This window comes from Pseudoalteromonas sp. GB43 (assembly GCF_054923805.1).
Window position 1 is genome coordinate 990,242 of sequence record NZ_JBPCHJ010000001.1, and the last position, 14,720, is coordinate 1,004,961.

Consider the following 14,720-nt stretch of genomic DNA (forward strand, 5'->3'; position numbering starts at 1 on the left):
AAACGCCCGATTTTAACAAAAAACCGAGCGTTTTATTAGCCTTTTATGTCGATTATAACGATATTTTTATGTCGCTTTTTGTAGCTCTCGAATAATCAACTGTAACGAGAATTTACCACGGAATTCATTTATATCGAGTTGATAAGCAGCTTTCACATAACGCACTTCGGTATCTGGCCATGCACGCACATCAACCCCAAATGCAATGCCATCAACTAATCGTCCAGACTGATGTTTTAAAACCAGTTTTAAGTGTTTTTCACCGACAATGCGCTGCTGTATTACTTCAAACACATGTTCAAACACTGGCTCCGGAAATTGCTGCCCCCAGGGGCCGGCATTTTTTAGCTGGTTTGCAAACTCCATCGAAAAGCACTCATTAGGCAATTCACCATCGGTAAGTAAAATACTTTGCTTATGCTCTTCAGTGAGTGTGTCTGTCACCATTTGCTCAAACACGGTTTTAAATTCAGTAAAACACTGCTCTTTGATACTCAGCCCCGCTGCCATAGCATGGCCACCAAATTTACTGATCAAATGCGGGTAGAGTGTATTTACTCGCTCAAGCAAATCACGCATATGCAGCCCTTCAATAGAGCGGCAAGAGCCTTTTATTTCGCCGTTATCACCCGCTGCAAAAATAATCGTCGGGCGGTGATACTTTTCTTTTAAGCGACCAGCCAAAATACCAATCACACCTTGGTGCCAATCAGCTTGGTATAAACAAATGGCATCAGGCACTGACTCGGTTTTAAATGCTAGACGGTCAAGCACCGCTTGTGCTTCAGTTTGCATGCCCTGCTCTATTTCACGGCGCTCATGATTGAGGCTGTCGAGCTCACCGGCAATGCGGCGTGCTTGGTTTATATCGCTTGATAACAAACAAGCTATACCTAAACTCATATCATCTAAACGCCCAGCTGCATTTAAGCGTGGTGCCAATGAAAAGCCAAAGTCACTGGCACTTAAACGGGCAGCATTACGATTTGCCACTTCGATTAGGGCACTAATACCTGGGCGTGTTTTACCACTGCGAATACGTGCTAAACCTTGATGAACTAAGGTACGGTTATTGGCATCAAGCGCGACCACATCGGCAACGGTACCAAGGGCTACAATATCAAGTAACTCAGCCAAATTTGGCATTGGATTTTGCTGAAAGTACCCTTGTTCACGTAAGTGGCTACGTAAAGCAATCAGCAGATAAAAAGCAACCCCAACGCCTGCTATCGATTTCGATGGAAACTGACAGTCATGGCGATTCGGATTCACGATAGCATCTGCATTTGGTAGGGCTTCACCTTGTAAATGATGATCAGTTACCAGCACCTTAATACCTGCTTGCTTTACAATGGCAATGCCATCGATACATGAAATACCGTTATCAACGGTGATCACAAGTTCGGGTTGCATGGTTACTATTTGCTCAGCAAGTGCGGGGCTTAGGCCATAACCTAGGCTGAATCTGTCTGGTACCAAGTAATCAAGGTTCTTTAAGCCGAACATAGCAAGACCTTGCATTAAGGTTGCTGTGCTGGTTGCACCGTCGGCATCAAAGTCACCGACGATTAACACGCGACTTTGAGCCGCGAGGGCTTGTTGCAATAGCACGACAGCTTTGTCGATATCTTTAAACAACTTAAAGTCATGTAATGTCGCGGCACTGTTATCGAGTTCGGTGGCACTTTGCACCTGTCGAGTCGCATATATTTGCTTAATTACAGAGTGTAAATGGTGTGGTAGATGCGAATCATCAACACGAGGACGAGCTTGAATTATTTTTTCCATGTCGGAAATGGTACTTCTTTGCTTAAGACAAATAAAAAAAACGCTACGACAAATAGGCCTTTTCGTTAAAAAAATCAGTTATGAAGATGTTTTTGGTAAAGCATCAAGCGCTTGGCTAATTTGCGCAGCTGATTGATAACCTGGGATCATGGTACCATCTTCTAAAATAATTGCCGGTGTGCCCGACATTCCAAAGCTTTGACCTAGTTGGTAGTGCTCTGCAATTGGTGCGTTACAACCAGGCACGACAGCGACTTCTGCACCCGCTTTTGCTTCTGTTAATGCTTCAGCAGGGTCTTTAGCACACCATACATTCATTAAATCTTGGTAACCTTTACCACGTAAACCACCACGTGGGAAAGCAAGGTATTTAACCGTGATACCCGCATCTAAGAAGTCATCAAGTTCACGGTGTAATTTACGACAATAACCACAGGTGATATCGGTAAAGACTGTGATCGAATGCTTTTCGTCTTTCGCTTTGTAAACGATCATTGAGTCTTCGTACTCAGCAACACCTTCTTTACGAACGTCACTTAGAGCATGCTCTGTTAAATTAACTCGATTATTAAGGTCAATCAGTGTTCCTTGCATTAGAAATTGACCGTCAGGGCTTGCGTACAACACACCTTTGTCAGTAATTAGTTCTTTAAGACCTGCCACTGGGCTTGGGTTGATTTGCTTAACGGTTACGCCTAATTCAGCAAACTTAGCAATGATAGGGGCATCAGCAGCGTCTGTTGTTGATACGCCATTGGCAAACACATTTAAGCTTGTGCCTAGTAGTGCTGTGGCTAAAACTAACTTTTTCATAAATATCCTATATCCTGATCATTTTTTATATAGACCGGTACATCTTTAAAAATCTTGCACTAAGCACGTGGATGATGTTGCTCGTGTACCGACTTCAATCTTTCATTCGCTACATGGGTATAAATTTGTGTTGTTGATAAGTCACTGTGACCTAACATCATTTGCACGACTCTAAGGTCCGCCCCATGATTAAGCAAATGCGTTGCAAACGCGTGTCTGAGCGTATGCGGTGATAACGGCGATTCAACTGATGCCAAAATAGCATAGTGTTTGATGCGATGCCAAAAAGTTTGTCGTGTCATGCCAATCCCGCGCTTTGATGGGAACACAAAGTCAGTGGCATGTTTAATCATTTGCGAACGACCCACTTTTAAAAACTGCTCAAGCCAGTACATTGCTTCTTCGCCTAAGGGAACTAAACGCTCTTTATTACCCTTACCTTTTACAAAGACCACCGCTTGGCGCAAATTAATTTGCTCCATTCTGAGCCCCACCAGCTCTGTAACACGAAGCCCTGTGGCATATAACAGCTCAAGCATGGCTTTATCGCGAAGCCCTATTGCATCTTCTATGTCTGGGGCTGCAAGCAGAGCTTCTACTTCGGCTTCTGACAGTGTTTTTGGTAATGACTGCCCTGCTTTTGGCTGAGCAATACTGACCATCGGCGAATCAGCAATGGCTTTTTCGCGTACAAAATACTGATAAAAACGCTTAAGTGCACTGATGCTTCGCGCTGTACTGCGCGACTTCAGTCCTAAATCAACACGGTATGCTAAATACGCTTCAATATCATCTGAGCGGACAGCCAGTAGGTCTTTATCTTTTAAAAATTGGCAAAACTTTTCAAGGTCACTGCGATAAGCGGCTAATGTGTTTTCGCTGACTCCCTGCTCAAGATACAGCGTATCTAAAAATAACTCTAAATGTTCGGCGTTATTTGCTGTTATTACACCTTTTTGGGCTTGTGAATTATTATCAGCCACGCGTACTCTCATCCTTATCAAGGTATCAATTGATTATACCTTACGGTAAACTTACGCCTATCATATCAGGCAAATACACAGTGATAAATACGATGCAGATTGGTTTATTTTATGGTTCTACAACCTGCTACACAGAAATAGCGGCAGAGAAAATTCGCGATATTATTGGTCACGACATCGTGAGCCTTCACAATATCAAAGATGAGCCATTAAAAAATGCAGAGCAATTTGATTTCGTGATCTTCGGCATTTCAACTTGGGATTTTGGTGAGTTGCAAGAAGATTGGGAATCAATCTGGGATGACATTAAAGATGTTAACCTAAACGGCAAAACCGTGGCTCTGTTTGGTATGGGCGATCAACAAGGTTATGGTCAGTGGTTCCAAGATGCACTTGGCATGTTACACGATGAAATTTGTGATCAAAGCATTACCTTGCTAGGAAAATGGCCTAACGATGCAAGTTATGAATTTGAGGCTTCAAAAGCACTCACTGAAGATGGCAAACAATTTGTTGGCCTAGCCCTTGATGAAGACAGCCAATACGAGCTTAGTGATGAACGTATCGCAAGCTGGGTTGAACAAGTCATGACTGAGTACAGCGAAAGCTTGTAAATCATGAATAAAAAAGCCAAGCATTGCTTGGCTTTTTTAATGGTTATTCAACGCGTTGCCAATATTGATTTCGATAGAAAAATGCAATATAGCCGCGTACTTCAAGCACCTTACCTTGTTCTTGTGGCGTCAGTTTAAGGGTATAGGTTTTACCATTGTTCGGGTCAAGAATTTCACCCTCTTGCCAGCTACCATCACTGGCATCTTTAGCACCTTCTATAATTTGTAACCCTAGAATAGGTTGATTTTTCTTATCGCCTTTGCACTCTTCGCAGATTGCGTCTTGCTTGGCTGGGTTAAGGATTTTTTCAACACTACCAACCAATACACCATCTTGCTCACTAATACGTACTAAAGATTTCGCTTCATTCGTTTCTTCGTCAATGGTTTTCCAAAGACCCACTGGCGTCAATGCGGCAAAGCTCAACTGAGAAAATAATAAGGTAGATAAAACAATTGATAAACGGAACATAAAAAACTCGTATAAAACTTAAGACTTTGGCACTATATCAGGGCTTAAGCAAACACACCATTTAGCTTAGCTCTGAAATCGACACAACATTGCGAGGGAACACAATGAGTCAATTCACATTAATTACCGGTGATATTGTCAGTTACGACAGTAATCAGGTTGCTACAATTAACGCCACGGGCGAAATAAAAATAAATCGCTTTGCTGAGCCATTATTTATTCCTGACAGCGCCAAAGCCGCTATTGAGCTGGGTCGGCTTGATGATAACTTATTTAATTTAAAAAAATTATTACGCTCAGGCTATGCTGACCCTTGTCCAACAACCCGCGTACTAATTGAAACTACACATCCTTTACCTGACATCGAAGGTCTGCTGATCAAGCGTCGCTTTAGCATTATTGATTTTTGCAGCGCCGAAATAGAAAAGTCGCACAGTAAAGCTGTATTAGATACCCTATTAAAGCTTGAATATGTGCAGCAAATTCAGCTTGATGAAGTCATGCAATTACAACCACCGGTACAATTTAGCAAACAATAAAGGTACAATGACTTTTTGTTTAGCCTAAACAGCTCCTTCATTTGTAAAAGGAATAACAATGAAAAGTGCGCTACCAATAATAGCTGCCGCAAGCATTTTGCTCGCAGGGTGTGATGAATTAGAAGTTGAAGAAACTCATAACTTTGGCGACGAAATGTATGAGAACAATTACACGCTCGTAAATACCACTGATTTAGAAGTGGATTATTACATGGCGAACACTGATTTATTTGGTGATGCTCAAGAAGTTAAAGACTCTAAATACTATGTTGATACGCTTGCATCGCAATCACCTCCCGTTGATGTAATACATGCTCACAATGAACGCAGTCGTATTTCCTTTTATGTAGTCGATCACAGCGACACAAGTAACTCAGCCACACAGATGTATCAGGTAGCTCAAGATCAACCTTATCATTTTATTGCTTGGCAAAATGCTGAAAAGCTCCGTTTAACACTCGTCAAAAAAGCCAATGATAATAAAGATGACTTTTTTGCGATTCGTATTCTCGCAACTGAAAACCTTCGCTTAAAAGTCGAAAAACAACTCGTTAATTTATATCAGAATCAATTAAGTTACTGGTACCACATTGATGACTGCGCTGATGACTTGAAAATATCAAGAATTAACGATGAGGATAAGCGAGTCTATGAACCCGTCTCAATCTGCGACGCATCATATGGGCAGTCATATACCTTGCTCTTAAGTGAAGATGGCCTTGAAGCGAGCATTGCTGAATAACCATTACATCTTTAGGTAAAAAGCTTTACATAGCTCCTTATAATCTTGGCTGTAGCTGCCATCAGCTGCATGTATGGTTAACGACGTTGTTTCGCATTCACCGTTGTTTTGGCTGAATAGCATCAGGCTTCGGCTCGCTTGCTTTTTGTCGGTGGTGCGAACCAAGCAATGGCGGTTTAAGTACCAGCCCGCTTGCTCAGCAACAGCAATGAATTGTTGTGCCTCTACGCAAGGCAAGATCACATTCAAGCGCGTTTTGCCATGACTGAGCCTAGTACATGTCGCTATTAATTCGTTGAAGCTAAGGCCGTCAGTATGGCGGGCAGTGTTTCGAGCATGATTATCACCTTTTAGGCTCGCATTAAAATAAGGTGGGTTGGTGATGATCGCATCAAAAGGCTCTGCTGCATTAAATGACTGCACAGCTCCTTCGAAAAGGTTTATATCAGGCCATGGGCTAGCCGCAAAGTTATCTCGGGCATCATTACAGGCATCAGAATCAATTTCAATGGCACTTACTTTTGCATCAGGCGCTCTTTGTTTTGCCATTAACGCCAACAACCCTGTGCCTGTACCAATGTCTAAAATGTGCTTAGCACCACTCACATCAGCCCACGCCCCTAACAAAATACCATCGGTCGACACTTTCATCGCTGCGCGCGTTTGCGTTACCGTAAATTGTTTAAACACAAAGCCTGACATTTTTTCACCTTTTCATTCACCACAGCCGCGTTAACGCGTATAATTAGGCTCAATTGTCCTCTATTTATGTCACTCTATGCAATTTTCTGAATTTGATATCGATAACAAGCTGTTAAATGCCATTAATAAAATGGGTTTTGATACGCCAACCAGTATTCAACAACAAGCGATCCCTGAAGCACTTCAAGGTCGTGATATTTTGGCATCTGCCCCTACTGGTACGGGTAAAACAGCCGCGTTTTTGATCCCTGCAATTCAATACTTGCTTGATTTCCCGCGTCGCGATCCTGGCTTTGCACGCGTATTGATCATGACACCAACCCGTGAGCTTGCTTACCAAATTCATGAGCAATGTGAATTACTCGCAGCACAAACTCATCTTAAAATTGGGGTTGTGACAGGTGGTATAAACTACGGGACACACAGAGAAATTTTCGAAAGCAATAACGATATTCTCATTGCCACACCAGGGCGTTTAATGGAGTACCTCGAAACAGAGAACTTCCATGCTGAAAACGTTGAAATGCTTATTCTTGATGAAGCTGACCGCATGCTAGACATGGGTTTTCGTAAAGAAATGCTACGCATTTGTGATGAAGCACGTAACCGCCGTCAATGTTTCTTATTCTCAGCCACCCTTGAAGGTGACAGCGTTGAGTTATTTGCAGAGCGAATCTTAAACGATCCGGCACTGCTTGAAGCCGAATCTTCACGTAAAGAGAAAGGCAAAATCCATCAATGGGTTCACCTTGCGGATGACTACGACCACAAGCTAAAAATGTTGGTTGAAACGTTAAATGGTGACGACATTCATAAAGCAATTGTGTTTGTTAAAACTCGTGAACGCCTTGAGACACTGGTTGGCGAGCTAAATAACGAAGGTCTTCGTGTTGCTTGGTTACGCGGTGAAATGCCACAAGATAAGCGCATGAAAGCGATGGAAAACTTTCACTCTGGCCGCAACAATATCCTAGTTGCAACAGATGTTGCTGCTCGTGGTATTGATGTTGCTGATATCAGCCATGTTATCAACTTTGATATGCCACGCACCGCAGACGTATATGTACACCGTATAGGACGTACTGGCCGTGCTGGTAAAAAAGGCATTGCGATTTCATTTATTGAAGCTCATGATGTGGCAATTGTTGGTAAAGTTGAGCGCTACATTGAGCAAAAGCTTAAACGCCGCGTAATTAAAGGGCTTGAGCCACAGCACAAAGAAGCGAAGATCCATCTAAGAAGAAAAAAGATCCAGTAAAAATGAAGGCAAAGAAAAAAGCCAAAGCTAAAACGAAGAAGAAAAAGTAGTTTTAACTTTAACATCATAAAAGTAAAAATGCCGAGCTTGCCTCGGCATTTTTGTACCCTACCCTTTTTACTTATTTAGTGTGTAATTAGTTCACACTTTCTTACCCATACAGACCGGCAAAAATAGAAAATCAATTAAATTCAAAAGCTTAAAAAATGGAATAATAATTGTAACTGGTTCAGCAATAGTTCACAGCAGACTAGAACAAAGAGGGAATTGTATGAGCCGCTTCAAATTAACCATAGTAATTACTTTATTAAGCTGTATTTTTTTACTTGCTTGCGCAACGAATGTGAGTGCCAATACTAGCGTGCTAACAACCAGCACATCGGCACAACCTCGCCTACAACAAATGGCCCTGAAAAAGTTAACAAATAATCCGAATTTTAAGATTAAACATCTTCAGGTGATTATCGATGGCAATACTGTTGAATTAAAAGGAATTGCAGAAACAGGATTTCAACGTGCTTTAGCGCAGAAATTTTTGGAGCACAGTCATGGTGTAACCCAAATCAGAAATAACCTTAAAGTGAACGCATTAAACAACCCGACACTTTAAGGTTAATAATTTAACAGAGGTTTATTTACCGCTTGCTTGTAAATTAATGTAGCTAGCTAATTCTTCTGGCTGCCCCATTAACGCCATAATCTGTTGGTTTATCTCCATCATGGTTTTTCCTTCAGGTAAGCTTGCTGACACAGTCAATTCAGACAATCCACTTACGAAGTTTGTGATAGCAGCTGCTAGCTCTTCACTTACTGGCGCCTGTTGTAACTGCATGGCAACAGTCTGTTGGAACTGCTCGTGGCTCATACCTTGTGCTTCTAAGAAACTATCAACAACTGCTTTAAGCTCACCTTCGTCGGCGATCGACATATTAATGCTACGTGGCTCAAGTTGAGTCATTGCAGCCATCATTTTTGATTGCTGTTGCAGTTGTTGCTCTAAAGTCAGCTCTGCACCTTGCGCTTCATTTTGCATTTTACTTATTGCCATTGATGCTTCCATTAATGGCGTTGAGTTGGCAAAACCTAAGTTAAAACGCACATCAGCAACTTGGTTTGCAATAACGTTTAAAGCAAAATCACTGCTACCAGTGTCTTTATCATAATCTAGCGATGAATTTACGTCATAGCTTGCAGATGCTAACTTATTGTTCGCATTTTCAGGAAGTTGCGCTAAAAAGTCATCACTAAAACGAAAGCTCTTCATTACAAATCCAGTGTGAGGCGGCACTGCATCGACTTCATATCCTGTCACTTCAATATTGTCGATTGTGGCAATCATCTCATCACCAGTATAGCTTTGAACCTTAATCCCTGAAAGCTGCATGCTGCTAGCAAATACATTTGCTGAAATATCATTGTAAGTAATATCTACACCACTTTGCGCTGATAATGCACTTATTTGCTGATCAACGACCTTTTTTACTTCCTGTGTAGCTGCGTAGTTTGCGTAAAACGCACCGCCAACAGCCGCAGCAACAACCGCTGCTATAATTAACTTTTTCATTTTATTTCCTTTAATTGGTGTAAATTTTTAGCAGTGTATCATTAGTTGATTAACGACAATAGTTCATGCACGGTTTTCACTGGCGTGATCTTAGCGCCGAGCCCTTCCATTGATTTATGGTAATTGCGATGCGGAATAAAAATCTCTGTAAAGCCGTGTTGCGCAGCCTCCTTCACTCGAGGTACGCCGCTGTCGATTGGTCTTACATCACCATTTAAACTAAGTTCGCCCATAATACAGGTGGTGCGTGGTACAACAAATTCGTTCAAGCTGCTTAATAACGCTGCAACCAATGCTAAATCGATACAAGTCTCTGACTCATCGATTTTTAAGCCACCGACAATATTAAAAAAGGTGTCGTGAAAGATTTTTGTCTTTGTGTGTTTACGTAAAATTCCCGTGAGCATCTTAATACGGTTCATGTTCAAACCAACACATACCCGCTGTGGGAACTCAGCTTCGGTTTCTGTAGTTAAACATTGAATTTCGAGTAGTAAGTTACGGTTACCTTTACGTATACAGGTAATGGCTGAGCCTGGGGATTCTGTGCTTGAACCAGATAAAAAGATTTCGCTCGGGTTATCAACGCTCAGCATTCCGCGTTCACACATTCTGAAAATACCCACTGTGTCGATATCACCAAAACGGTTTTTATTGGCACGCAATGTTCTGACTTGCCCATCGTTAGTATCAATATGCAGTAAGGCATCAACTATATGTACCAGTGTTTGCGGCCCAGCAATTTCGTTATTTTTGTTTACATGGGCAATGATGAACATAGTTACATCGTTTTGCTTACAGTATTGCGTTAATGCTTGAGCTGCACTTTTTACCTGTGACGGTGAACCTGGACTACCATTTGCCGTTTCTGTCACCACTGCCTGAATTGAATCGATAACTGCAAATTTAATTTTGTTTTTATCGAGTTCTTCAATGATTGCTTCAACACTGGTTTCAGAAAGCAAATAAAGCTCATCTTCGTTATAATCTAAGCGCAAGCGATTCACTCGGTTTTTAAACTGAGATAAAGACTCTTCCGCTGTACAGTATAAAGACGGCATCAGCTTTGACATACGTGCAACTAAATCAGACAACAAAGTCGTTTTACCGGCACCAGGGTCGCCTGAGATAATGTTGACGGAACCTGTCGTTACACCACCGCTTAATACTCTGTCTAACTCACCGATTTCGGTAAGGCGTTTTTCTGCCTCGGTGCTTGCAACTTCGTTGATTTTCTTTGAGCCACCGCTTGCGATACCGGCATAGCCTGCCACTGCAGCACGACTTGCCGCTTGCTTTGATTGCCCTGCCGATGGTTTAAATTCTGCAAGTGTATTCCATGCACCGCACTTACACTGCCCTTGCCAGCGCTGATAGTTCATGCCGCACTCAGTGCAAACAAATTCGATTTTTGCTGATTTTGCCATTCGATTACCTATTGAATTATTCTATTTTGACTAATTAGTAACTTAAAAAACTGACTAGCTAAATATTTCATGTATAGTAGTTTTATGAGCTGAAGCCTTTGAACTTAAATCTGTTCGGCTTTTTTACACAGCTATAAGCGCAATAAAAAGTGCTTTAAGGCACATTTTTTGCTTATAAATAAAACTTTACAAATCTTGCCATTTATTTGGCAGGTACTTATAACAATAACTAATACAATAAAAAAGTAGCGATTACTCAAGTTTTAATAATGTACTGCCTGCAAGTATACCTACTTTTTTAGATAGACGGTGATGGTTTTATAAATGGCTGAAGACATTTTGCTTAAATATGAGAGCCTAGTTGAAGAGCTAAAGGCGCATTTAGGCACTCCTAAGTTTGACAAATTATTTAAATCAAAGACAGCTAGCTTAACGAAGCCAGAGCAGTTTTTGATTAAAATGGAAATGTCACGCTTATCTCAGCCAGTAGCTCGCTTTATTGATTTACGTGGTCAAGTAACTGGTCAAGTCAAACCCTACGAATATGATGGCAAACAACACTTTATGGACGATACCGCCATTGAAGTGTTCGAAGATGCTATAAAACGCCACGGTGGTTATACTCTTGCTGTTTACGAAGCGGTAATGAACACCGAAAACAATCACCGGGTAATGCAGAAAAAAGCCGCTGAGCAAGCTTTAGCTGACGATAGTGCCGCTACAGAGCAGCCAGCTAAGGTTATTAAGTTTGCATCATACGAGAGTCGCCGCGAAGAGCGGATGAATTACTCAATTAAAATCACCGTTGAACTCGATAAAGACAACAAAGTTGCAGCATCAACGTCTGATATTTCTCTGAGCGGCGCTAAAATAAAACTAGCTCCACGTTATCAAGTTAAAAAAGGTCAGTTAATAGGTCTTCGCTTAGTTGGCTTAGAGCAAGATTTTGAGCTTGGTTTAAAAAACGGTATTCAATATGAAATAGTAGCGGTAGAGAAAGTTTCTCGTGAATATAACCATATACGCCTAAAGCGTACCTTTATTGAAAATAACGAAAAATTTGATGAGTTTCTAGAAAGCTTTATCCATGGCAATAAACGTCGCTATAAGGTTAATCTCGACAACACCTTAGATGCTGTTGTTTCAAAAGGCTACGAGCAATACTATATTCCTCGTGTTACCTCACTTTATACCTTTTTAAGCCTACAGGGTGATAAGCTATATCCTAGCCTTGCGCTAACCACAGAAAATAATATTTTTATTCAACGCTATTTTTGTGATGAGCGTAAGCTATCTTGCCTGTACAGCATCATCAATCAACAACGATTGGGAGACTTACTAAGCTCTCCAGAAGCTGTTAAAGAAGAGTATTTATATACTTTTACTCATACCGTTGCCGGGAAAATTTATTATTATTCTGCAACTCGATCTGAGCTTGATAGCCAACCAAACTTAAAAAATTTATTTTTAGGATTTGGTAGCCAGAAAGATAGCTGGCAATGCTTTAAGCTTCAGTTGATGCCAAGCCATCCGGAAGATTCGTATATTCCACTGTCGCTACCAAGCAGTGCTGGTAAAAACATCGAAAAACTAAATAAGCCACCGACACCTCGTGTGCAAGGGTTGATCAAAGATGTTAAATATCTACTTATTTTGACCTCAATCGGTACTAAGTTTGAACAACAAACGTACCAACAGCTTGATTACAATAAAGATGCGGTAAACCAACTTAAACAGTTTGGTCACAGTAAGCATAAAACGCCCCCTCATTTAGAGCCTGTGGCGCTTGAGTATGTGAACCTTCGTGCTCATAAACGCTATTTATACAAAACAGCTGTAAGTGTAGAACACCATGAGCAAACTATTACAGGTCATACCCGTGACTTATCTGTGATGGGCTTACAAATTGAGTTCGACCAGCCTGTTGAGTTCAAAAAAGGCGATATCATTAAATTAAACTTGCCTGAATTGCAAAAAATCACCAAAAAGCATGATTTAACAAACCTTGCTTATGAAGTCATGGCGGTGAGTAAGTCACTGACGACCGTGAATTTAAAAGTGCATCGAATTACTGACTTACCGCATATGGCAATTAAGTTTTTCACGGTATTAATTGATAACAACAAAGACAAGCTACGTGTTTGTGAAGAATCCCCTAAAATTCCAGGGCTATCTACTGCACTAAGAAATATGGTGACTAAAAGCGTTTGCCAGTTTCCGTTTTATTTACATAAAGAAGCAGCGCATTTTAAAACCGGCGCTATTGGCCAAGGCTTATACCCAAGCCAACTGCATGTTTTATTACAAAATTTTGGATTGTTAAATGAAACAACTAGTATCGATGGTTTCTTATCGACAGATCAAATTACAGAAGTGATCACACCGCTGATCAAAGACCGTAGTCGCCAAGACCCACCGTTACCATTCACTTTATTTGTTCGCTTTGACCCACGTAAAACTGTTATAAGCGATGCCATTACTAGTCGTTGTATTAGTGAAGATGACTATAAACCACAAACCTTGTTTGTAAAAAAAGCACTAAAAAGCGATTTAGTATATATTTTCAGGCTGTACATTTCTCGCACAGGGCGGCCTGATATTGATTATTTGGCGAATGAATTGAAATATATTAGTCAGTACGCATTACATAAAGCAAAAGATCTTGAAGAAGCGCTATGGGCAGTAACTGGCGTAGGCGATATAATTGATATTACCGACGAAGCGCTTACCCATTTTGATATTGACCAAAGGTTGATCAATGAAATGAGTAAACGCAAAGCAACATGGTTAAAGCGAGTAATCTAATGGTAAACGCCAAGCAAGTAGGCAACTTGTAGTAATGAGCCTTCATTAATTGCTGTTTGTGCTTGCTCAACTACTTTCTGTTTACCGTGCACAGCAACACCAAGTCCTGCAGCAGCCATCATTTTTAAGTCGTTTGCTCCATCACCCATGGCAACAGTTTGACGGTTATTTAAGGTAAGCCTTTGTTCGATTCGTTTAAGTACACGGGCTTTTTCCTCAGCATCAACTATCGTGCCTATGACCTTGCCTGTTAAACGACTATCTTTGAACTCAAGGGTATTCGCATGCACTTCATCTAAATCAAGCAGTGACTGCACTTGCTCTGCAAAAGGCACAAAGCCACCTGATGCGATTGCTAAATGCCAATTATGCGCTTTTAGGTATTGGCATAATTCACTCACCCCCGGCATCAGCGGTAAACGCGCTTTTAAGCCATCAATTAAGTCACCATCAATACCTTCAAGCTTAGCAACACGCTGCTTTAAGCTTTGTGCAAAATCTAGTTGACCAGCCATAGCTTGCGCGGTCACCGCTGCAACTTCGTCATAAACATCGGCTAGGCGCGCAATTTCGTCGATACATTCAATAGTAATAGCTGTTGAGTCCATATCCATCAGCAATAAGCCTGGTTCATTTACCGTTGGCGGATCCGTTAATTGCACCAATTGAATACCCAATTGCTTTGCAAATTCCACTAATACTAGTGGACTAAGTACTGTTGTTGTTTCGCTATGAAAGCCCCACGCTACTGGCATGTCTGCGACTGGCTGATAACAACAAAGCGATAAATTACTAAACCCTTGCGCGGCTAAAAAATCACTAATCGCGAGTAATTGCTCAGCATCAAGCTCATTACCAAAAGCAATACTGAACACGCCTTGATTTGCTTTTGGCGTAAAGTCTGTTGTAATAAGGTGTTTATTTTCAATTTTATACCAGCAATTTAGGCTGATTTGTTCAGCTAAATTTGCTGAAGGTGTAGCAGCTAAGCTAAGCTGTGACATAGTGGCTCC

General features: G+C 41.2%; 13 protein-coding genes and 1 pseudogene. 6 read left to right on the forward strand and 8 right to left on the reverse strand.

Translation table 11 applies throughout. The annotated features are described in order from the left end of the window. Positions 1 to 66: 66 nt before the first annotated feature. The 3 genes from recJ to xerD all read right to left on the reverse strand — a co-directional run bounded on the left by recJ (position 67) and on the right by xerD (position 3,548). The gene (gene recJ, locus ACRWSG_RS04690) at positions 67 to 1,788 is read right to left on the reverse strand and encodes a single-stranded-DNA-specific exonuclease RecJ (RefSeq protein ID WP_462165765.1); all 1,722 of its coding nucleotides are present in this window, start codon (positions 1,786 to 1,788) and stop codon (positions 67 to 69) included. A gap of 78 nt (positions 1,789 to 1,866) precedes the next feature. After that, positions 1,867 to 2,601: a bifunctional protein-disulfide isomerase/oxidoreductase DsbC gene (gene dsbC, locus ACRWSG_RS04695; protein ID WP_054551249.1), complete on the reverse strand. Its 735-nt coding sequence runs from the start codon at positions 2,599 to 2,601 to the stop codon at positions 1,867 to 1,869. Positions 2,602 to 2,660: 59 nt separating this feature from the next. Beyond that, a complete protein-coding gene (gene xerD, locus ACRWSG_RS04700; protein WP_462166897.1) occupies positions 2,661 to 3,548 on the reverse strand; it encodes a site-specific tyrosine recombinase XerD in 888 nt (295 codons plus the stop codon). Positions 3,549 to 3,676: 128 nt separating this feature from the next. Between xerD and fldB the strand changes: the two genes are divergently transcribed. After that, a complete protein-coding gene (fldB, locus tag ACRWSG_RS04705; protein ID WP_054551247.1) occupies positions 3,677 to 4,198 on the forward strand; it encodes a flavodoxin FldB in 522 nt (173 codons plus the stop codon). 43 nt (positions 4,199 to 4,241) lie between these two features. On the opposite strand, the gene ACRWSG_RS04710 is transcribed toward fldB, so the two are convergent. Further along, positions 4,242 to 4,670, reverse strand: a complete 429-nt coding sequence (locus tag ACRWSG_RS04710) for a DUF2147 domain-containing protein (protein WP_462165766.1) — start codon at positions 4,668 to 4,670, stop codon at positions 4,242 to 4,244. Positions 4,671 to 4,774: 104 nt separating this feature from the next. Between ACRWSG_RS04710 and ACRWSG_RS04715 the strand changes: the two genes are divergently transcribed. Together ACRWSG_RS04715 and ACRWSG_RS04720 are read left to right on the forward strand one after the other, a co-directional pair. Continuing rightward, the gene (locus ACRWSG_RS04715; RefSeq protein WP_199530125.1) at positions 4,775 to 5,209 is read left to right on the forward strand and encodes a hypothetical protein; all 435 of its coding nucleotides are present in this window, start codon (positions 4,775 to 4,777) and stop codon (positions 5,207 to 5,209) included. A 58-nt stretch (positions 5,210 to 5,267) separates the two neighbouring features. After that, positions 5,268 to 5,951 carry a hypothetical protein gene (locus ACRWSG_RS04720; RefSeq protein WP_462165767.1) on the forward strand — a complete coding sequence of 228 codons (684 nt, stop codon included), beginning with the start codon at positions 5,268 to 5,270 and terminating at the stop codon, positions 5,949 to 5,951. Between the two features lie 3 nt (positions 5,952 to 5,954). Here the strand turns inward: ACRWSG_RS04720 and ACRWSG_RS04725 are convergent, their stop codons facing one another. Continuing rightward, positions 5,955 to 6,653: a tRNA1(Val) (adenine(37)-N6)-methyltransferase gene (locus ACRWSG_RS04725; protein WP_462165768.1), complete on the reverse strand. Its 699-nt coding sequence runs from the start codon at positions 6,651 to 6,653 to the stop codon at positions 5,955 to 5,957. Between the two features lie 76 nt (positions 6,654 to 6,729). Here ACRWSG_RS04725 and srmB point away from each other — a divergent pair. Together srmB and ACRWSG_RS04735 are read left to right on the forward strand one after the other, a co-directional pair. Beyond that, positions 6,730 to 7,961, forward strand: a pseudogene (gene srmB, locus ACRWSG_RS04730) (ATP-dependent RNA helicase SrmB). Between the two features lie 221 nt (positions 7,962 to 8,182). Continuing rightward, complete coding sequence (locus ACRWSG_RS04735; protein ID WP_054551241.1) at positions 8,183 to 8,521, forward strand: BON domain-containing protein; 339 nt, start codon at positions 8,183 to 8,185, stop codon at positions 8,519 to 8,521. A gap of 21 nt (positions 8,522 to 8,542) precedes the next feature. On the opposite strand, the gene ACRWSG_RS04740 is transcribed toward ACRWSG_RS04735, so the two are convergent. After that, a complete protein-coding gene (locus ACRWSG_RS04740) occupies positions 8,543 to 9,475 on the reverse strand; it encodes a hypothetical protein (protein ID WP_462165769.1) in 933 nt (310 codons plus the stop codon). Between the two features lie 41 nt (positions 9,476 to 9,516). Then, complete coding sequence (radA, locus tag ACRWSG_RS04745; protein ID WP_462165770.1) at positions 9,517 to 10,902, reverse strand: DNA repair protein RadA; 1,386 nt, start codon at positions 10,900 to 10,902, stop codon at positions 9,517 to 9,519. 324 nt (positions 10,903 to 11,226) lie between these two features. Here radA and ACRWSG_RS04750 point away from each other — a divergent pair, with 324 nt between their 5' ends. After that, positions 11,227 to 13,707: a PilZ domain-containing protein gene (locus tag ACRWSG_RS04750; protein ID WP_462165771.1), complete on the forward strand. Its 2,481-nt coding sequence runs from the start codon at positions 11,227 to 11,229 to the stop codon at positions 13,705 to 13,707. Here the strand turns inward: ACRWSG_RS04750 and serB are convergent. After that, positions 13,704 to 14,711 carry a phosphoserine phosphatase SerB gene (gene serB / locus ACRWSG_RS04755; RefSeq protein ID WP_462165772.1) on the reverse strand — a complete coding sequence of 336 codons (1,008 nt, stop codon included), beginning with the start codon at positions 14,709 to 14,711 and terminating at the stop codon, positions 13,704 to 13,706. The genes ACRWSG_RS04750 and serB overlap by 4 nt on opposite strands. Between the last annotated feature and the right edge of the window lie 9 nt (positions 14,712 to 14,720).